Raw genomic sequence first — 19,254 nt, forward strand, 5'->3', positions numbered from 1 at the left:
AGCAATTAAAAAGTAAAGAAAATCATCGGTAATGCTTGACGTATCAAGATTTTTTTTATATAATCAAAGCTGATGTCTTAAGAAAAAATATGGGGCAACCCTTGGAAAAATATAAGGAGGTGGATATCTATGAAAATGACATTCCAGCCAAAAAAGAGACAAAGATCTAAAGTACATGGTTTCAGATCAAGAATGAGTACTGCAGGCGGAAGAAAAGTACTTGCAGCAAGAAGAGCAAAAGGAAGAAAAAAATTATCAGCGTAGGCCGCATATATGTGGCCTTTTCTTCTTTCAAAAAATAGGAGATTAAAGCATGAAATATTCCGAATCATTGAAAAAACATAAGGATTTTCAACATGTATATAAAAAAGGAAGTTCTTATGCGAACAAGTATCTTGTCATGTATGTACTGGAGAATCAGACGGAAGGTAATCGATTGGGAATATCTGTAAGTAAAAAAGTGGGAAACAGTATCGTAAGACACCGATTAACTAGGTTGATCCGAGAGAGTTACCGGCTACAAGAAGACATGTTCAGCAGTGGGCGCGATATCATAGTTATCGCAAGAGGTGCAGCTAAGGGTAAGAATTACCGCGACATAGAGAGCGCACTGATCCACCTGGCACGTCTTCATAATATATATAAGGGGTAATTGCGTGATGAAAAAGATTCTGCTTGGTATCATCAGATTCTATCAAAAGTATTTATCAGGAGCAAAGGGATATTCTTCCTGTAAGTATTATCCGACCTGTTCCAGATATGCGATAGAAGCAATTGAAAAGTACGGGGCCTTTAAGGGAGGTCTTCTTGCTGCCTGGAGAATCTTGCGTTGCAATCCTTTTTCAAAAGGAGGATATGACCCTGTTCCTTAAAAAGAATTACAAAATCCGATGGAGGAAAAAGAGATGGTAGGAAGTTTACTAAGTGCAGCAAATTGGCCGATTGTCGGACAGATCTGCTGGGTATTAGGTAAAGTCATGAATTTTATCTATACGATGTTAGATAGCGCACTTCCAAGTGACACCGGTCTGGTTGGTATATCTATTATCCTGTATACGATTCTTGTATATACCCTGATGCTGCCGATGACAATTAATCAGCAGAGATCATCTAAGATGCAGGCCGTTGTACAGCCGGAAGTCATGGCTATCCAGAAGAAGTACAAGAACAAAAAAGATCAGGCTTCAATGCTGAAACAGCAGGAAGAGATACAGCAGGTGTATGACAAGTATGGCGTATCCATGATGGGAGGATGCCTTCCGTTACTGATCCAGATGCCGTTTTTGTTCGCATTGTATCCGGTCATTTACAGAATTTCTGATTACGTACCAAATATTACAGCTCAGGCAAATAAGTTTCTCACAATTCCGGATATGACAATCACTCCGGGTAACATGCTTAGCATGGCAAAAAGCGGAGAGACAATGGGATATTCAGCGGCAGCGCTGGTTATCACAGCAATTTTACTTCCGGTATTATCTGCATTTACACAGTATCTGAATATGAAACTGTCTATGGCAGTAAATGGTTCTAACAGACCGGCAGATAAAGATGACCCGACAGCAGCAACAATGAGAACTATGAATATGACAATGCCTCTGTTCTCACTGGTTATGGTATTTACATTACCGACTGGTATCGGTATCTACTGGATCGTCAGTGCAATCGTACGTATGGTTCAGCAGGTATTTATCAACAAACATCTCAGTAAGATATCAGTGGATGACATGATCGAGAAGAATAAAGAAAAAGCGCAGAAGAAGAAAGAAAAACGTGGCGAAAAAGCAGAGAAGATCAACGCTATGGCTCAGACAAATACAAAGAGCATCAAATCTTCTGCAACAAAGAGTTCTTCTATGTCTGATATAGAAAGAGAAGAAAAGCTCGAAAAAGCAAGAGCAAATGCGAAACCGGGAAGTCTTGCTTCAAAAGCCAACATGGTTAAGAATTTTAATGAGAATAAGTAAGGGGGCATATATTCATGGATTACATTACTGTAACAGCAAAGAATCTTGATGATGCGATTACAGAAGCGTTAGTTCAGTTAGAAGTAACAAGTGATCGTCTTGATTATGAAGTTATCGAAAAAGGAAGCGATGGTTTCCTTGGATTCGGTAGAAAACAGGCCGTTATCAAAGCCCGCAGAAAAGAAGAGCCTGTAGTCGAAGTAAAAGCTGAGAAAAAAGAAGAGAAACCTGTAGAGGTCGAGAAGGCAGCAAAAGTTGAGAAGACAGAGCATGCAGAGAAAAAAGAACCAGTAAAAACTGAGACTAAGAATGAATTTAAGAAAGAGCATAAGAAAGAGAAAGATTTCAAAAAAGCTCCGAAAAAAGAAGTAAGAGAAGAGACAGAACTTGCAAAAGTTGAGCCGGCTACAATTGAAGCTTGTGAGAAATTTGTAGAAGATGTTCTGAATGCCATGAATATGGAAGAGGTAAAGGTTACTTCTACAGTTGATGAGGAAGGTGCACTGAGCATCACTATGGAAGGTAAGAACATGGGTATCCTGATCGGTAAGAGAGGACAGACACTGGATTCTCTTCAGTATCTTACCAATCGTGTAGCTAACAAGATGCAGGATGGATACGTTCGTGTAAAACTTGACACAGAGGATTATAGAAGAAGAAGAAAAGAGACTCTTGAGAATCTTGCAAAGAACATTGCAAGCAAGGTAAAGAGAACAAGAAGAACAGTTGCACTTGAGCCAATGAATCCATATGAGAGAAGAATCATTCACTCAGCACTGCAGTCTGATCCGGCTGTATCTACACACAGTGAAGGTGAAGAGCCATACAGAAAAGTCGTTGTAACACTGGCAAGAAGATCCGGTGGCTCTCATAATTACGAGAAATACGACAAATAGAAGATAAAATTACAAAGCAGGGGTTTAAAAAACCTCTGCTTTTTTGTACAATAAAATAATGATGCCAGGATAATTCTACGATATAGCCTCCGGCAGGGCGCACATTGTCCGGTGGACAATGGTTTTGCGCCGACCGAAACGGAGTGTAGACTTGCAGAGGTGCGCAGTAGAAGTATGTCATGCAATTGCATGAAGCACACCTCGCAGCAAGAATGCCGAGGCATTCTTTAATGAGGTAAAGAAGTGCGAGAGTGCACAGCACGAAGCAGTTCGTAAGGCATCATGTGTACAGGTGAAAATAACAGGGAGGATATAGAATGAGAAATGAGTCTGGCACAATCGCAGCCATATCTACCGCCATGAGTAATTCCGGAATTGGAATTGTCAGAATGAGTGGAGAAGAAGCTGTCGAGATTGCAGAGCGCATATATAAAGGGAAAAATGAAAAAAAGCTGTCAAAACAGCCTACGCATACCATTCACTACGGGTATATTGTAGACGGAGAAGATACGATTGATGAAGTGCTTGTGATGCTGATGCGTGGACCGCACAGCTATACAGGAGAAGATACTGTGGAAATCAATTGCCATGGTGGTGTGTATGTTGTGCGAAGAATTTTGGAGACGGTGATAAAATATGGCGCAAGACCTGCAGATCCAGGCGAATTTACAAAGCGCGCATTTTTAAATGGAAAGATGGATCTGTCCCAGGCAGAGGCGGTAGGAGATCTCATTTCTTCAAAAAATGAGTATGCACTTCGAAGTTCCGTCAGCCAGTTGAAGGGGAATATTAAAAAAGAGATCCAAAAAATACGTGAAGAAATTCTGTATCATACAGCATTTATCGAGACAGCACTAGACGATCCGGAACACATCAGTGTGGACGGTTATGGCGAGAAGCTTGAAGTTGTCGTGGAAGATCATATGAAGAGCTTGAAACATTTATTATCCACTTGTGATGATGGAAGAATGATCAAAGAAGGAATTAAGACAGTCATCGTAGGAAAGCCAAATGCCGGAAAATCTTCCCTGTTAAATGTGTTATTAGGTGAAGAGCGTGCAATTGTAACTGAGATTGCCGGAACAACGAGAGATGTACTGGAAGAGCATATGAATCTGCAGGGAATCTCATTAAATATCGTAGACACAGCAGGAATCCGTGATACCGAGGATGTGGTAGAGAAGATTGGTGTAGACCGTGCAAAGGAAAATGCAAAGGATGCCGACCTTATCATGTATGTCATTGATGCTTCAGCGCCACTGGATGAGAATGACGATGATATTATGCGTATGATCTATGGCAGAAAAGCTATTATTCTGTTAAATAAAGCGGATCTTAATACAATTCTTGGAAAAGACGAGATAAAGAAGAAATATTCCGAGATTAATCAGTTAGAAAGTTGTGATATTTTTCCTGCAATTATAGAGATATCTGCGAAAAACGGGCAGGGAATCGGTGAATTGGAACAGACATTGAAAGAGATGTTTTTTGAAGGAAAAATATCTTTTAACGATGAAATTTATATTACAAATGTGCGACATAAAACAGCATTGAACAATGCTTATGAGGCATTAAAAAAGGTAAAAGAAAGCATAGATATGGGTATGCCGGAAGATTTTTATTCTATTGATCTGATGGATGCCTACGAAGAACTTGGAAGTATAACCGGAGAGACGATAGGAGAAGATTTGGTCAATGAAATATTCAGCAAATTCTGTATGGGAAAATAAAGACGAATATGATATTGCAGTAATTGGAGCAGGACATGCAGGCTGTGAGGCAGCTCTGGCGGCTGCAAGAATGGGATTTAAGACAGTAGTATTTACCGTCAGCGTGGAGAGTATTGCCATGATGCCTTGTAATCCGAATATTGGAGGAAGTTCAAAAGGACATCTTGTCAAAGAAGTTGACGCTCTTGGCGGTGAGATGGGCAAGGTCATTGATAAGACATTTATTCAGTCAAAGATGTTGAATCAATCAAAAGGACCGGCAGTACATTCACTGCGTGCCCAGGCAGATAAGGAACAGTACAGCAGAACAATGAGGAGAGTGCTGGAAAACCAGGAAAATCTGGATGTCAGACAGACGGAAGTGGTAAATATCCTGACTGAAGAAGTCTGTGAAAGTGGGAAGAAAAAAGTAATTGGTGTTCAGATACTCTCTGGGGGTATATATCGAGTAAAAGCAGTCGTATTGTGTACCGGAACATATCTCCGTGCGAGATGTGTATATGGTGAGGTCAGTAATGCAACCGGTCCGAATGGTTTGCAGGCTGCAAATCATCTGACAGAATGTTTGAAGAATCTTGGAATTAACATGTACCGTTTTAAGACGGGAACTCCGGCAAGAATCGATAAAAGATCTATAGATTTCAGTAAAATGGAAGCGCAGTATGGTGATGAAAGAATCACACCATTTTCATTTACCACTAATCCGGATGATATTCAGATTGACCAGGTGCCATGCTGGTTAACCTACACTAACGAAAAGACACATGAGATTATCCGTAATAATCTGGATCGTTCTCCATTATATTCCGGAATGATAGAAGGAACAGGACCGAGATATTGTCCATCTATTGAGGATAAAGTAGTAAGATTTGCGGACAAGAACAGACATCAGGTATTTATAGAGCCTGAGGGAATTGATACAAATGAAATGTACATCGGAGGGATGTCCAGTTCTTTACCGGAGGATGTCCAGTATGATATGTATAGATCTGTTGCAGGTCTGGAACATGCCAAGATTGTAAGAAATGCATATGCAATTGAGTACGATTGTATAGATGCAAGACAGTTAAAGCCATCACTGGAATTCAGAGAGATTGAAGGGTTATTTAGCGGAGGACAGTTCAATGGAAGTTCCGGTTATGAAGAAGCTGCATGCCAGGGATTGATTGCAGGTATCAATGCAGCAAGAAAGCTTCAGAAAAAAGAAGCAGTTGTACTGGATCGATCTCAGGCATATATTGGCGTTTTGATTGATGATCTGGTGACAAAAGAAAGTCATGAACCATATCGTATGATGACATCCAGAGCAGAATACCGGTTACTTCTAAGACAAGATAATGCAGATCAAAGACTGACGGAGATAGGATACGAGATCGGATTAATTTCACAGGATAGATATGACCGGTTAAAATTAAAAGAAAAACTGATTGAAGAAGAAGTATCACGTGTGGAGCATGTGCATGTAGGAACAAGTGAAAAGGTTCAGAATTTACTTGCGCAGTACCAAAGCACACCGTTAAATTCCGGAATTTCACTGGCAGAACTTATCAGAAGACCGGAATTAACTTATCAGGTACTTGCTACAATCGATGAGGCAAGACCGGAATTTCCAAAAGATTTGTCAGAAGAAGTCTCTGAGCAGGTAAATATATCAATTAAATATGATGGATATATTAAACGCCAGAAAAAACAGGTAGAACAGTTCAAAAAACTTGAAAATAAGAAAATACCAGAAAATATAGATTATGATCAGGTGAAGAGTCTTAGAATCGAAGCAGTTCAAAAATTAAAAGAATTCCGTCCGGTTTCTATTGGACAAGCTTCTAGAATTTCCGGAGTATCACCTGCAGATATATCTGTATTACTTGTATATCTAGGCGGCAGGTAAAATAATTCGAGATCAGTATATTGTGCGTATTTTGCAAAAAGAATGCCGAGAATATTTTTAAATTAATATATGAAGAACTGAATTAATATGGATAAATAGAAGAATATAGAAGAATGAAAATAGTTAGGAACAGATATGAAAAATAAAGAACAGAGATTAATCGAAAATATGAAAATGATATCTGTAGAACTTACAAATAAACAGGTATCTCAGTTCATCAAATTCTATGAAATGCTTGTAGAATGGAATAAGGTTATGAACCTCACAGGAATTACAGAATATGATGAGGTAGTTATGAAACATTTTGTGGATAGCTTGTCTATTGTGAAAGTAAATGGATTTGATAATGTAACGTCTATTATTGACGTAGGAACTGGAGCAGGATTTCCTGGTATTCCACTAAAAATAGTATTTCCAGAGATAAAAATCACATTATTAGATTCATTGAACAAGCGAATTAAGTTCTTAAATGCTGTTATAGATGAACTTGAGCTGGAAAATATAGAAACAATACACGGAAGAGCAGAGGACTTTTCGAAGAAAGATGATTACCGTGAACAATATGATCTGTGTGTTTCCCGTGCAGTAGCAAATCTGGCGACTTTATCAGAATATTGTCTTCCTTATGTAAAAGTAGGTGGATGTTTTATACCTTATAAATCCGGAGAAATTGATGAAGAGTTAAACAACTCAAAAAAAGCAGTACAGATATTAGGCGGAAAAATCGAAGAAGTGGTAAAATTCCAGTTGCCAGATACAGATATCGGAAGATCATTTGTAAAAATAAAGAAGAACAAGAATACTGCAAAGAAATATCCACGAAAAGCAGGCTTGCCGGCGAAAGAACCATTATAAGATTGAGATGTTTCACGTGAAACATTATATAAAAGTATAATAGTAATAGTAAATAGAAAAAGGACTTTCTCAAACAGGTCATTTCAATTCATTGCTGCGTCGTATATTATTATATCAAAAATTAAACTCGTCTCAAAGAGACTCAGACAATAATTTTTGATATAAAACTATACTCGCAATGAATTGAAAAACAACCTATGTTTGAAAAAGTCCTTTTTCTCTTATATATTGTAGTCACTACTTATATATAAGAATGTTTCACGTGAAACATGAAAAGAAGTGAAGATAAGAACGTCCATCTTAATTCATTAGTGCGTTGTATAAATTATATCAAAATTAAATTCGTCTCAAAGAGACTCAGACGATAATTTTTGATATAACACTATACTTGTATTGGATTAAAAAAACAACATATGTTTGAGAACTCTTTTTTTATTTCATATCCAGAACTTTTTTTATATAAATATGTTTCACGTGAAACATTGAAAAGAAGTGAAGATAAGCATATTCACTTCTTTTCAGTGTTAAGTCGTATATGATTATATCAAAAACAAACTCGTCTCTACGAGACTCAGACAGTAATTTTTGATATAACACTATACTCACAATGAAATGAAAAACAACCTATGTTTGAAAAAGTCCTTTTTCTATTATATATCAGCCACTGCTCTTACATATATAATATGTTTCACGTGAAACATTAAAAAGAGTAAAGCACAGATTCATTACTCTCGATACGAGAATAAAAGTAATGGGAGCATAGTAGAAGTATGTCATGCAATTGCATGACGCGCGCCTCGCAACAAGAATGCCGAGGCATTCTTGAATCTTATATCCTTATTTTCACAAATTCAGACAAAAAACTATGTTTCACGTGAAACATTTGTGGTATACTATAACTTGTAACGAAATGTAGAATGAAAGGTGAATTAATAATATGGGGAGAATTATTGCCGTAGCTAATCAGAAAGGCGGAGTTGGTAAGACTACCACATCTATCAACCTTGCAGCTTGCCTTGCTGAAAAAGGGAAAAAGGTTCTTGCTGTTGATATGGATCCACAGGGAAATCTCACCAGTGGCCTGGGTGTAGATAAAGATTCTGTGGAGAAGTCTATTTATGAACTGATTATTGGAGAAGTTGATATCAAAGAAGTAATTAATAAAGAAGTTCTTGAAAATCTTGATATTATTCCGACCAGTATTGATTTGTCAGCAGCAGAAATTGAATTGATTGGTGTAGATGATAAAGAATATATTCTTAGAAATGCAATTGATCAGGTAAAAGATCAGTATGATTTTGTAATTATAGACTGTCCACCATCTTTGAGTATGCTGACGATTAATGCTATGACTACGGCAGACTCTGTTATTGTACCGATTCAGTGTGAGTACTATGCATTGGAAGGACTCAGCCAGTTAATACATACAGTTGAATTAGTAAAAGACAGATTGAATTCAAAATTGGAAATAGAAGGTGTCGTATTTACGATGTATGATGCCAGAACGAATCTGTCTCTTCAGGTAGTTGAGAATGTAAAAGACAATCTGCAACAAAATATATATAAAACTATAATTCCTAGAAATATTCGACTGGCAGAGGCACCAAGTTACGGATTGCCAATTAATAAGTATGATCCAAAATCAACAGGAGCAGAAAGCTATATGAGATTGGCTGATGAGGTTATCGAAAGAGAAGAATAAAAAATAAGGAGGTTCCCATGGCTGTTAAGAAAAAAGGATTGGGAAAAGGACTTGATAGTCTGATTCCTGAGAAATCAAATAAGCCATTAGCAAAAGAGCCGGCTGAAGAAAAGAGGGAGTCTGAGTCAGGTTCGGGCATTCAAATGATGAAAATCAATATGGTTGAGCCGAATCGAGATCAACCGCGTAAAAAGTTTGATGAAGATGCAATTCTTGAACTGGCAGATTCAATCAAACAATTCGGAGTACTGCAACCGCTTCTTGTAAGAAAGAATAAAGATTATTATGAGATTATTGCAGGAGAGAGACGTTGGAGAGCTGCCAAACAGGCTGGAGTCAAAGAAGTCCCTGTTATTGTAAAAGAGTATACAGAACAGGAAATAGTAGAAATCGGTTTAATTGAAAATATCCAGAGAGAAAACTTAAATCCAATTGAAGAAGCAATGGCATTTAAGAGATTGTTGGAAGAATTTAATCTGAAACAGGATGAAGTGGCCGAGCGTGTATCAAAAAGCAGAACTGCAGTCACAAACTCTATGCGACTTCTGAAATTGGACGAGCGTGTTCAGCAAATGATTATTGATGACATGATCTCGACCGGACATGCAAGAGCATTACTTGCAATTGACGATAAGGACGAACAGTATAATCTGGCAAACCGGATATTTGATGAAAAATTAAGTGTACGTGATACAGAAAAGCTTGTAAAAGAAATCAAAAATCCGAAAAAGCCAAAAGAAAAAGTAAAGACCGTAAATGATTTCATTTATAAAGACCTTGCGAATAAAATGAAAGAAGTTATGGGTACAAAAGTTAGTATAGCATCTAAAGGAAATGGAAAAGGTAAAATAGAGATAGAATACTATTCTGATGAGGAATTAGAACGAATGTTCGATATGATTATGAGCATTGGAAAGGAAGAATAATATGGAAAGCAAGATACTGAATGCACTGGGGATAGATCCAGCATTTATTTTCCTGTTTATGCTGATTCTATTCGTAGTTTTGTTTATACTATATGTAAATGTAACTATGAAATACAATCGTTTGAAAAACAGCTATGCAACATTTATGAAAGGGAAAGATGGAAAATCCCTTGAGCAGAGTCTGAAAGATAAATTCGAGGAAGCAGAGGCGGTTCTTAAGTTTACAAAGCAGAACAGAACAGAAATCCGTGAGTTAAACCGTAAATTAGAGACAAATTACCAGAAAGTCGGAATTGTAAAATACGATGCATTTAACGAGATGGGTGGAAAACTGAGTTTTGCACTTGCTATGCTGGATGGAAATGACAGCGGCTGGATCATCAATGCAATGCACAGTCGTGAAGGATGTTACACTTATGTGAAAGAAATCGTAAAAGGTGAAAGCTATGTAGAGCTTGCTGAGGAAGAGGCAGAGGCACTGGATAAAGCCATCTTCCATGATATAGAAAAGATTGAAAAAAGCGAGATTATTGAAAAATAAGGAGGATATGAGAGATGTTAGATATCAAATTTGTCAGAAATAACCCGGAGGTCGTAAAACAGAATATCAAAAATAAATTCCAGGATGATAAGCTGCCACTGGTTGATGAAGTTATCGAATTAGATCAGAGAAACCGTGAGATTAAACAGGAAGTAGAGGCTCTTCGTGCTGATAAGAATCAGATTTCCAAACAGATTGGTGCATGTATGGCACAGGGAAAGAAAGAAGAAGCAGAAGAGTTAAAGAAAAAAGTTCAGGAAAATGCAGAACGAGTAGAGGCTTTATCTAAAGAAGAAAAAGAAGTAGAAGCTAAAATCAAACAGAATATGATGATTATTCCAAATATTATCGATCCTTCTGTACCAATTGGAAAAGACGACAGCGAGAACGTTGAAATTGAAAAATTCGGTGAGCCGGTCGTACCTGATTACGAAATTCCATATCATACAGATATTATGGAAAGCTTTAATGGAATCGACCTTGAAAGTGCCGGAAAAGTAGCCGGAAATGGATTCTATTACCTTATGGGAGATATTGCAAGACTTCATTCTGCAGTTATTTCTTATGCAAGAGATTTCATGATCGACAGAGGATTTACTTACTGCATTCCTCCATTTATGATCAGAAGTAATGTAGTAACAGGAGTTATGAGCTTTGCAGAGATGGATGCCATGATGTACAAAATAGAGGGTGAAGACCTGTATCTGATTGGTACAAGTGAGCATTCCATGATTGGTAAATTCATCGATACAATGCTGACAGAGGATCAGCTTCCACAGACACTTACAAGTTATTCTCCATGTTTCCGTAAAGAAAAAGGAGCACATGGTATCGAGGAAAGAGGAGTATACCGTATCCACCAGTTTGAGAAACAGGAAATGATCGTTGTATGTAAACCGGAAGAGAGCAAGATGTGGTATGACAAATTATGGCAGAACACAGTAGATCTGTTCCGTTCTATGGATATCCCGGTCCGTACACTTGAGTGCTGCTCTGGAGATCTGGCAGATCTGAAAGTAAAATCCTGTGACGTTGAGGCATGGTCACCAAGACAGAAGAAATACTTCGAGGTCGGAAGCTGCTCTAACCTTGGAGATGCTCAGGCAAGAAGACTTGGAATCCGTGTAAAAGACGCTGATGGAAACAAATATTTTGCAAACACACTGAATAATACTGTAGTAGCACCACCAAGAATGCTGATTGCATTTCTGGAGAACAATCTTCAGGCAGATGGTTCTGTAAGAATTCCAGAGGTACTTCGTCCATATATGGGTGGTATGACTGAAATCAAAAGGAAATAAAAATGCATCAATATCTGAATGCCATAGGATTTGGCAGCATGAAGTCAAAAAAAGAATTATATGAGATACTGGATAAAGTAGAACAGCAATATACGTGTCATGAGCTTGTATATCAGGACGAAGAATTAGATTTTTGTGAATATCAGAAGGAATTCGGACCTGGAATGGGGATATGTCTGTGCGGAGACATGGATTCTGTGGATAACTTTACGAAAAGATATTATTATCCATATTTTCTTGGAACAGGAATCACGTCCTATGCAGATATCACGATTGAGCGCAGAATGGACAGAGAGGCCTATGTAGGAATCTGTGAAGATGCAAAAATCGGAATTACGATTATATTTTATCTGCAAAATGTGCCACAGTATTTGAAGGAAAAGCAATTGAGCGGTAACAAGATGAACTATACATCTGTAACACTTGCAGGATTATGCGAGTCAGGGACTATATTGCTGCCGGTAAAGAAAGATCATTCACAAAAAGAACGACAGAGAGAAGAGGTGTATAACCGCATGCAGCTTCTCTCTGCTGCAAAATCCGGAGATCTCAATGCAATCGAGACGCTCACACTGGAAGACATTGATACTTACTCAAAGGTGTCAAGGCGACTGGTGACGGAAGACGTATTCAGCATTGTGGATACATACATTATGCCGTATAGTGTGGAGTGTGACCGATATTCCATATTAGGTGAGATCCAGGAACTCCATGAAATCGTGAATGAGTATACAGGGGAAAATGTTTACGTGATGAAATTAGACGTAAATGGCCTCGTATTTGACGTTTGCGTGCCGAGACAGGGACTTCTTGGGGAACCGGCAGTAGGACGTAGATTTAAGGCGAATATGTGGCTTCAGGGCTATATTAATTATTAGTATCTGACTATAAGATGATTATAAGACTGAAAATGTAAGATAACAAGAGAGCAGGGGATTACCTGCTCTCTTGTGTATTAGACGGTTATGTATCACACACTAAAATCATGAAACGTCATCAGAAAACAACTTGATAAAATATAAATATACAGAATATTCTATGAAAATAATACAATTATAAATTAATTAAAATAAATATCATAAATAGTATTGACAAAACAAAACCTAGATGGTATTATATAGTCAATCCAAAGGAAAACAAAATATCAAATCAAAAAAGATTTAATATAAGATATGATCAAAAAAATTAAATGATAAAGAAGAACCAAAAAAGTTCAGTAAAAAAATTTCATGAAAAGATTAAATCGAAAATTAAATCAACAAATTTTAGATTAAGATAGAATAACCTAAAATAACCCAAAAGGTTAAATCGAAATTCGTATAAGAAGATTTGATAGAATAATTCCTTAGGAATCATCGATAGAAGTCCTGACGAGAAAGGGACGAACGAAATAGAAAGGAAGGAGGCTTAAACCGTTGGACAATTCAGAATCTATAAATAGTCAATATGTTGGTGGTATGGCAAATGGAAGTTCCCACAGAATAAGCCTTAACCATAGATTATAAAAATCCGGTAAGAAGATTGAATAAAAAAGATAAATCGGAGAAGAAAAGATAACCGGTATAAAAGAGAAAACATTTGCAGAACATATTGAGGATAAAGATACCGCAGTAATTCAAGGAATTAGAAGATGTGTAAAGAAACATCGAACTAATCGAGATTTATATAAAAAATGAGTTCTATAAAGAAGAGATGCTATAGACGGAATAGCTGGATGGTCGTAGAGTATATTGAAGAATCTCATGGAAGAGAATGATAGCGATAACTACTATGAGAAAGTTATAGATAGGGAATAGTAAGGAACTTCAATATAGAAGATGAGGGTTATATAAATCAAATCAATGAAGCGTAAATCGGCGACTTTGAATTACATGTTATAGTTCTAAAAGAAAGGAAAACAGGCAGGGAACAAGATCAACAGAAACCTCCGATAATAAAAAATATGAATATAATGAAATTTAATATAAAGTAGCCATTATAATTAAGGATAATTATAATGGCTACTTTAATGTGGAAAAAGGGCAGAAAATGTATTTGTCATCAAAAGTGGTAAATGCTGTGAAAAAAATTATGAAATTAATTGAGTGGGATAACTCTTGATGATAATGTGGAAAAATACATGAATCAGAGACTATAACGTGGAAAACTAACGGGAGAGAAGAAAAGGAAGAACCAAGGCAATCAAAGTCCAAGGTTCTTCTTTTTATTTCTTCTTCGCAGCTTCCCAGTTATCATCCCTTTTTTCTAATGTACAGATTTTATCCATGCATATCATTAAATCCCGTTTCATTGCCGTCGCTGACTGATATCGAGCTTTCGGGTCATTAGCACAGGCGGTCATTACAGTATCATAGAGGATTTCTTCAGACATTTTTTGTTTGATATTTGTTGCAATTCCCCAGCTTGACAGCTTTTGCCTCCAGTCCCATTCGGTATCTCCGTTCATACGCCGGTTTATCCGGTCTATGGAACTTTGAATTTCAGAAAAAGGCAGTTTGAAATCATTTGCCAGGTAATATAAAACCATACCAAGGGAATAAATGTCTGCGGTCTGGTCATAAGGCATTCCTTTGTAAACTTCCGGTGCCATAAAATCATAAGAGCCAATCACGGTCATAGTTCCTGAAATCTGCTGTCTGGCAACACCAAAATCTCCCAGTTTAAAGTAACCTTTTGGGGAGACCATAATATTTGCCGGCTTGATATCACGATGAATGATATTTTTTGCATGACATACTTCTAAGGCATTGCAAATATCAATTCCCAACTTCACAATTTGTTTTCTTGTAAGTCCATTACATTCGTCTGCAAAATCCATCAGATCTTTCAGATATTCCATCTGGATATAAAGCTTCCAGTAATTTAACTCCGGCATTTTTTCCGTACAGCTTCCTTTCAACTGCACAATCGTCTTCATTCCCACAAATGATTCTAATAGATTCACTTCTTGTGTCATCTGGTCGAATCGCTGCGCGTAGCTTTTTCTGGCTTCGTCCCAATCCTTGGTAAATTCATACCGTACCGTATTGTTATCCAATGTCCAGTTTATAATTTTCAGGGCCGAAACCTCTTCATTTTCCGTTCCTTTATCTTTTACTAGTTTATAAACAGAACCGTAAGAACCATGACCTAATTCTTCTGTAATCTCATAGCCGTTCTCGCTCCACTGTATTGGTAATTTTGGAAATGTCATCTTTTTTTGTTCCTTTTATTTTAGAATTGCGATTTTAATTAAAAAGCTGATACTTTTTCATTATATTCTGGATGATTGAAAATTACTAGATTAGATACCAAAATGAACTTTAAACTTTAAATATAAAGATAGGTCTGGACGCATGGAAGTTATTTCTCAATGCGCCTAAACCTATCAAGTGGTTTTTGGAGGGCAATGAATATGCTGTGGGCTACTTTACTGGCTGTCATATAGAAAGCCTGCTGTAAATCATATTAAAATTTGAAATAATATACAGGCAATGATGAAAGCAATAATACTCTTTGCAACTGTCCACAGATCCCGTTTGATGGCTCTGTCCCTTTCAGGACTGTCGTAATTACCTTTGATTGCGGTGATGATATCTCCAAGTGTAGCTAAAAACAAAAATTTGAGAAATTCATAAATACTGTAAATAAATAAACCATATACAATGATCATCGTAAACTCCTTTCCAATCCTTTGGATTGCTGCATTTGTAATCTGATGACGTTATTGTAAAGGATTCGAATAGTGATTTTGTAATGACAACGGAATCCATAAATTTTCCGCCACAGGAGGAAGTGTGTTGAAAGGTTGTCAGAGGACTGATACAATGTCATATATAATATATTGTGAATACATTGTGGAGGAAAGATTTTGATGAGAAATCTACAATTTCCGGAGCTGCCAAGACAGTGGAGTTCTCATGGATATGAAATTGATGAACTACTGGGGCAAGGCTCTTATGGAGCTGTTTACCGCATGGTGAGAAATAAAGGAACGGATCAGGAAGAATATTGGGCTTTAAAAGTTATCGAGAAAAATCTTACAAAAAAAAGAATCAGATTCCAATATCGTAATGACATAGCGACCGCGAGAAGAGATTTTGGTAAGGAATTTAACAAGCTTGCAAGGGAAGTTAATATATTGGAATCATTTATGGATGAGAAGCATATTGTCCAAATTAAAGGCAGTTGTCTGGAAAAAATGCCGGAGGAAAATTACTGGCGTGCCTACATACAGATGGAATATCTTACGGAGCTGATGGACTATGCTTATCCGGAGGAAGAGGATTTAGAGAGTAGTAATTTGGAAAGCAGCGATTCACAAAATCAGGATTTCAAATTTACAGAGGAACGCATGAATCAGGAGGAAATCATCCGGCTTGGAATTGAAATCTGTCAGGCGCTGGAGGTCTGCCATAAGGAAAATGTATTGCATCGGGATATTAAACCGGAGAATATTATGGTTGCGAAAGACGGAACTTTTAAACTTGGCGATTTTGGTCTTGCGAGAGAGTGGGATGATGGATCGATGACAGTAATTGGTACGAGAAATTATATGGCACCGGAAGTATATAATACATTTTATGATAAAAGTGCAGATATTTATTCGCTGGGAATGGTACTATATTATTTTGCAAATGATATGAGGCTGCCATTTTGGGACCTCCATGATTCAGTTGCTCAGATGAATGCTCGTTGTAAGGGAGAATTGCCGGAGCCCAAGACAGCATTTGAACCGCTGAGAAGAATTATTTTAAAAGCATGTGCCTTTGAACCGAAAGACCGTTATCAGTCTGCGGCAGATATGAGAGCAGATCTGGAAAATGCAAAAAGTATCGGAAATAAGGAAAAGGAGATAAGAAAATATGTCTAAGGAAAATATGTCCAAGAAAAATATACTGGATTACGATGAGGAGAAAACAATCCGTCCACAGAACTTCACGCTTACAGCTATGAAGGAATTTTATGATACGATTGAGTCAGATCAGTTCCAGGGAGCGAGTGAAGATACGATCTATAAGTATCTGACGAACATCATGGAGATTGTATCATTTAAAGACTTTTTGAGAAGATATATTTATGAATATGCAGGGATTAAAGAAAACTTTAATCAGGTCACAAATTATCCTGAGCTGCTGTTGGAAATCTTTGCGAGAAACGATTGCTATGATCCGAACGATGTAGAAGAAAAAAAGAAATTAAAGAAAAAAGCGAACCGCTGGCTGACATCAGAGAGTGTAAAGCGTGAGAATATGTTTTATATCGGATTTGGACTGGATATGAATGATAAACAGATTTCTGAATTCCTGACACTGGTATTAAAGGAGCCGGATTTTGATTTTACGAGTCCTTCGGAAACGATTTACTGGCACTGCAGATATAATGGAAAGTCTTGGATGGAGGCGCAGAAGCTTCTTGAAGCTTATGAGAATCAGGCAGAAGATCCGTCCATTCGGGAGAATCATATGTGGCAGGCAATGCAGAATGACCCGAAAATGTATGTGAGCAGCGAGGAAGGTCTGGAGAAATATTTACATTATCTGAAACAGCTTGGCGTTGCAAAAAAACGTGAGACACAGGCGCGGGAAGTGTTTATGAGACTGTACGAGAGAGCGCAGAAGCTGTGTGCAAAGCATTTGAACCGTTATCCGGATTTGATTGAAAAAGATGGAAAACAGGCGGAACTGAAAGTGGAAGATATCAATCCGTCCAGAATGGAGAGCATATTGTATAGTGGAGTGGCTGTAACAGATAATGGTAATCTGATGTCCTTTGCAAAGCTGAAAGAACAGTTCAAGAGCAAACGCCTGAGCCGTGCCAGAATCAATGGAATTTTAGGTGGTAAGCCGATTGAGCGATTTGATCTGATTACACTGATTTTCCTGATTTATGCATTGGACGAAGAAAAACTGACGAAAAGTGCACCGGCACGTTTTAATGAATTTGTAGATGAGACCAATGATTTGTTAATAGAAGCGGGAATGATCGAGTTATATCCGGTCAACCCGTATGAGGCATTTGTCATGATGTGTGTCGTATCAGAAGATCTGTTAGATACATTTGCAGGAGTATGGGAGAAGTCATATGACGAAGAATAAGGAAAAGTTGGTGAAAGTGGAAGCGGTATGTACCAGCATGACCGGCGAGTTCCGGGACACGAACGAAGACAATTTTTATTTTAACGGGCAATACATGGATTCGGACGGGGGAATTGCGCTGCGTCTGACGTCAGGAGAGCCGGAAGAAGTGGAACCGGAGGAAGAAGAACTGTCTGAAGAAATGTTGCAGATTATTGAAGAGAGTTATAGAGAAGCGGAAGAGAATGGGGAGATTCCGGATTTCGATGATTTCGATGTGGCAGAATTACTGGAAGATAATCCTATAGGTGAAATCCTTCATGCGCCAGAGGCTGATGTGTCAGGTAAATGGGTTGCTGTGTTCGACGGAATCGGCGGCCTGCCGTGCGGCGAGATGGCTTCGTATATTGCGGCAGTGACACTTGCGAAGGCAGAATGCCCATGGAGATCGAGAGAAGAGGCTGACTATGAAGCATGTATGTGGAAAATTGCAAAAGCAATGGAAGCCAATCTTATAAAATGGAAGAAAATGCAGAAGGTAAGACAAACGGGGACGACCATGGCGGCGTTAAAGTTCGGTCGGAATTACATTTTCGGAATGTCTCTTGGAGATTCGAGGATTTACCGGCTGCGTGAAGGGAAGCTTGCGCAGTTATCCACCGATCATACTTATCGCCATCCGGGGCATATACGAAGTGCGCTGGTCGGTTATATCGGAACGGAGTATGCAGATGATTTTAAAAAGATGGATTTCTACAAGCTTGAATATCAGAAAGGTGATAAGTATCTGCTTTGTACAGACGGTGTAACGGATATGGTGAGAGATGAAGTCCTGGAAGAAATCTTGCAGATGCCGGTAGCGGAAGCGCGTGGAAAAATGGTCGATGAAGTCAATCGCATGGGCGCGGAAGATAATGCAACATTTATTATTGCGGAGATTATATAGAAGATGAGAAGGTACCCTTCCCGGTTACAGATGTGAAAATGTGATGTAGTAAGATAGAGACATAAACAAAGAAACACATGAAAACAAACACATTTGAACATATATTTTCAATCGAAAATGAAAACAAACCTGGGAGGGTACATTTATGTTAAGAGAAAAAGCTTTTGATTTCTGGAAAACTTATATTGGACTTATGACAAAGGGCGGAGTTGACGTCTCGATGACAAATCCGGCAGTAACCTTTACAGCTGATGCAAAGGCCGGAGAGTATGATGACATAAGCGATGAAGAATACTATGAACTTCTGGACTTTACAGAAGAACTTGCAAGCTTCTGGAAGAAAAACCGGGAAGCGACAGCCGGGGCGGTTCTCCTTGAAGCACTGGTCAATACAGATTTAAGTCTCAGCGAAACAGATACTTAGAGTAATGTATGCCGGACGGGAC

The 19,254-nt window shown here is 38.0% G+C and carries 19 protein-coding genes; 17 read left to right on the forward strand and 2 right to left on the reverse strand.

Going from position 1 to position 19,254, the window contains the following annotated elements; all coding sequences use genetic code 11:
- The first annotated feature begins 129 nt into the window (after positions 1–129).
- The 13 genes from rpmH (at position 130) to LI149_RS08620 (ending at position 12,684) form a co-directional block, all read left to right on the forward strand.
- Positions 130–264, forward strand: coding sequence for a 50S ribosomal protein L34 (rpmH, locus tag LI149_RS08560; RefSeq protein ID WP_005334681.1), 135 nt, complete (start codon positions 130–132; stop codon positions 262–264).
- Positions 265–313: 49 nt separating this feature from the next.
- Positions 314–652, forward strand: coding sequence for a ribonuclease P protein component (rnpA, locus tag LI149_RS08565; protein WP_227143219.1), 339 nt, complete (start codon positions 314–316; stop codon positions 650–652).
- Between the two features lie 7 nt (positions 653–659).
- Positions 660–872, forward strand: coding sequence for a membrane protein insertion efficiency factor YidD (yidD, locus tag LI149_RS08570; protein ID WP_029731685.1), 213 nt, complete (start codon positions 660–662; stop codon positions 870–872).
- A 33-nt stretch (positions 873–905) separates the two neighbouring features.
- Positions 906–1,967, forward strand: a complete 1,062-nt coding sequence (locus LI149_RS08575) for a YidC/Oxa1 family membrane protein insertase (RefSeq protein ID WP_227087068.1) — start codon at positions 906–908, stop codon at positions 1,965–1,967.
- A 14-nt stretch (positions 1,968–1,981) separates the two neighbouring features.
- A complete protein-coding gene (gene jag, locus LI149_RS08580) occupies positions 1,982–2,863 on the forward strand; it encodes an RNA-binding cell elongation regulator Jag/EloR (protein WP_227143220.1) in 882 nt (293 codons plus the stop codon).
- Between the two features lie 317 nt (positions 2,864–3,180).
- Positions 3,181–4,593 (forward strand): tRNA uridine-5-carboxymethylaminomethyl(34) synthesis GTPase MnmE, encoded by a 1,413-nt coding sequence (gene mnmE, locus LI149_RS08585; protein ID WP_117606958.1) that lies wholly within the window; start codon positions 3,181–3,183, stop codon positions 4,591–4,593.
- On the forward strand, positions 4,559–6,481 hold the full coding sequence (gene mnmG, locus LI149_RS08590; RefSeq protein WP_227143221.1) for a tRNA uridine-5-carboxymethylaminomethyl(34) synthesis enzyme MnmG: 1,923 nt from the start codon (positions 4,559–4,561) through the stop codon (positions 6,479–6,481). The genes mnmE and mnmG overlap by 35 nt, the downstream gene beginning before the upstream one ends.
- Before the next feature lie 135 nt (positions 6,482–6,616).
- Positions 6,617–7,336 carry a 16S rRNA (guanine(527)-N(7))-methyltransferase RsmG gene (gene rsmG, locus LI149_RS08595; RefSeq protein ID WP_227143222.1) on the forward strand — a complete coding sequence of 240 codons (720 nt, stop codon included), beginning with the start codon at positions 6,617–6,619 and terminating at the stop codon, positions 7,334–7,336.
- A gap of 937 nt (positions 7,337–8,273) precedes the next feature.
- Positions 8,274–9,038, forward strand: a complete 765-nt coding sequence (locus tag LI149_RS08600) for a ParA family protein (protein WP_005334704.1) — start codon at positions 8,274–8,276, stop codon at positions 9,036–9,038.
- 17 nt (positions 9,039–9,055) lie between these two features.
- Positions 9,056–9,964 (forward strand): ParB/RepB/Spo0J family partition protein, encoded by a 909-nt coding sequence (locus tag LI149_RS08605; protein ID WP_029731690.1) that lies wholly within the window; start codon positions 9,056–9,058, stop codon positions 9,962–9,964.
- Between the two features lies 1 nt (position 9,965).
- Positions 9,966–10,505 (forward strand): DUF4446 family protein, encoded by a 540-nt coding sequence (locus tag LI149_RS08610; RefSeq protein WP_005334708.1) that lies wholly within the window; start codon positions 9,966–9,968, stop codon positions 10,503–10,505.
- A gap of 14 nt (positions 10,506–10,519) precedes the next feature.
- On the forward strand, positions 10,520–11,806 hold the full coding sequence (serS, locus tag LI149_RS08615) for a serine--tRNA ligase (RefSeq protein WP_005334710.1): 1,287 nt from the start codon (positions 10,520–10,522) through the stop codon (positions 11,804–11,806).
- Between the two features lie 2 nt (positions 11,807–11,808).
- The gene (locus LI149_RS08620; protein WP_227143223.1) at positions 11,809–12,684 is read left to right on the forward strand and encodes a DUF3881 family protein; all 876 of its coding nucleotides are present in this window, start codon (positions 11,809–11,811) and stop codon (positions 12,682–12,684) included.
- Positions 12,685–14,009: 1,325 nt separating this feature from the next.
- Here the strand turns inward: LI149_RS08620 and LI149_RS08625 are convergent.
- A complete protein-coding gene (locus LI149_RS08625; RefSeq protein WP_227143224.1) occupies positions 14,010–14,999 on the reverse strand; it encodes a serine/threonine-protein kinase in 990 nt (329 codons plus the stop codon).
- Between the two features lie 249 nt (positions 15,000–15,248).
- Entirely contained in the window at positions 15,249–15,458 is a 210-nt protein-coding gene (locus tag LI149_RS08630) for a hypothetical protein (RefSeq protein ID WP_227143225.1), read from the reverse strand.
- Positions 15,459–15,659: 201 nt separating this feature from the next.
- On the opposite strand from LI149_RS08630, the gene LI149_RS08635 reads away from it, so the two are divergent.
- From LI149_RS08635 to LI149_RS08650, 4 genes are all read left to right on the forward strand, one after another.
- Positions 15,660–16,658 carry a serine/threonine-protein kinase gene (locus LI149_RS08635; RefSeq protein ID WP_227143226.1) on the forward strand — a complete coding sequence of 333 codons (999 nt, stop codon included), beginning with the start codon at positions 15,660–15,662 and terminating at the stop codon, positions 16,656–16,658.
- A complete protein-coding gene (locus tag LI149_RS08640) occupies positions 16,651–17,883 on the forward strand; it encodes a hypothetical protein (RefSeq protein ID WP_117606952.1) in 1,233 nt (410 codons plus the stop codon). Before LI149_RS08635 ends, LI149_RS08640 begins: the two co-directional genes overlap by 8 nt.
- Complete coding sequence (locus tag LI149_RS08645) at positions 17,870–18,808, forward strand: PP2C family serine/threonine-protein phosphatase (protein WP_118427395.1); 939 nt, start codon at positions 17,870–17,872, stop codon at positions 18,806–18,808. The genes LI149_RS08640 and LI149_RS08645 overlap by 14 nt, the downstream gene beginning before the upstream one ends.
- Before the next feature lie 145 nt (positions 18,809–18,953).
- Positions 18,954–19,232, forward strand: a complete 279-nt coding sequence (locus LI149_RS08650) for a hypothetical protein (protein ID WP_227143227.1) — start codon at positions 18,954–18,956, stop codon at positions 19,230–19,232.
- Positions 19,233–19,254 lie beyond the last annotated feature (22 nt).

It is taken from the genome of Dorea sp. 210702-DFI.3.17, from assembly GCF_020560825.1.
Lineage (GTDB): Bacteria > Bacillota > Clostridia > Lachnospirales > Lachnospiraceae > Dorea > Dorea formicigenerans.

What these genes read in the sequence shown, in the direction of transcription:
- serS (WP_005334710.1), top strand. Translation starts at nt 10,520, where the DNA reads ATGTTAGATATCAAATTTGTCAGAAATAACCCGGAGGTCGTAAAACAG.
- yidD (WP_029731685.1), top strand. Translation starts at nt 660, where the DNA reads ATGAAAAAGATTCTGCTTGGTATCATCAGATTCTATCAAAAGTATTTA.
- jag (WP_227143220.1), top strand. Translation starts at nt 1,982, where the DNA reads ATGGATTACATTACTGTAACAGCAAAGAATCTTGATGATGCGATTACA.
- LI149_RS08630 (WP_227143225.1), bottom strand. Translation starts at nt 15,458, where the DNA reads ATGATCATTGTATATGGTTTATTTATTTACAGTATTTATGAATTTCTC.
- rnpA (WP_227143219.1), top strand. Translation starts at nt 314, where the DNA reads ATGAAATATTCCGAATCATTGAAAAAACATAAGGATTTTCAACATGTA.
- LI149_RS08635 (WP_227143226.1), top strand. Translation starts at nt 15,660, where the DNA reads ATGAGAAATCTACAATTTCCGGAGCTGCCAAGACAGTGGAGTTCTCAT.
- LI149_RS08605 (WP_029731690.1), top strand. Translation starts at nt 9,056, where the DNA reads ATGGCTGTTAAGAAAAAAGGATTGGGAAAAGGACTTGATAGTCTGATT.
- LI149_RS08620 (WP_227143223.1), top strand. Translation starts at nt 11,809, where the DNA reads ATGCATCAATATCTGAATGCCATAGGATTTGGCAGCATGAAGTCAAAA.
- LI149_RS08645 (WP_118427395.1), top strand. Translation starts at nt 17,870, where the DNA reads ATGACGAAGAATAAGGAAAAGTTGGTGAAAGTGGAAGCGGTATGTACC.
- LI149_RS08610 (WP_005334708.1), top strand. Translation starts at nt 9,966, where the DNA reads ATGGAAAGCAAGATACTGAATGCACTGGGGATAGATCCAGCATTTATT.
- LI149_RS08650 (WP_227143227.1), top strand. Translation starts at nt 18,954, where the DNA reads ATGTTAAGAGAAAAAGCTTTTGATTTCTGGAAAACTTATATTGGACTT.
- LI149_RS08575 (WP_227087068.1), top strand. Translation starts at nt 906, where the DNA reads ATGGTAGGAAGTTTACTAAGTGCAGCAAATTGGCCGATTGTCGGACAG.
- LI149_RS08625 (WP_227143224.1), bottom strand. Translation starts at nt 14,999, where the DNA reads ATGACATTTCCAAAATTACCAATACAGTGGAGCGAGAACGGCTATGAG.
- rpmH (WP_005334681.1), top strand. Translation starts at nt 130, where the DNA reads ATGAAAATGACATTCCAGCCAAAAAAGAGACAAAGATCTAAAGTACAT.
- LI149_RS08640 (WP_117606952.1), top strand. Translation starts at nt 16,651, where the DNA reads ATGTCTAAGGAAAATATGTCCAAGAAAAATATACTGGATTACGATGAG.
- mnmE (WP_117606958.1), top strand. Translation starts at nt 3,181, where the DNA reads ATGAGAAATGAGTCTGGCACAATCGCAGCCATATCTACCGCCATGAGT.
- mnmG (WP_227143221.1), top strand. Translation starts at nt 4,559, where the DNA reads ATGAAATATTCAGCAAATTCTGTATGGGAAAATAAAGACGAATATGAT.
- rsmG (WP_227143222.1), top strand. Translation starts at nt 6,617, where the DNA reads ATGAAAAATAAAGAACAGAGATTAATCGAAAATATGAAAATGATATCT.
- LI149_RS08600 (WP_005334704.1), top strand. Translation starts at nt 8,274, where the DNA reads ATGGGGAGAATTATTGCCGTAGCTAATCAGAAAGGCGGAGTTGGTAAG.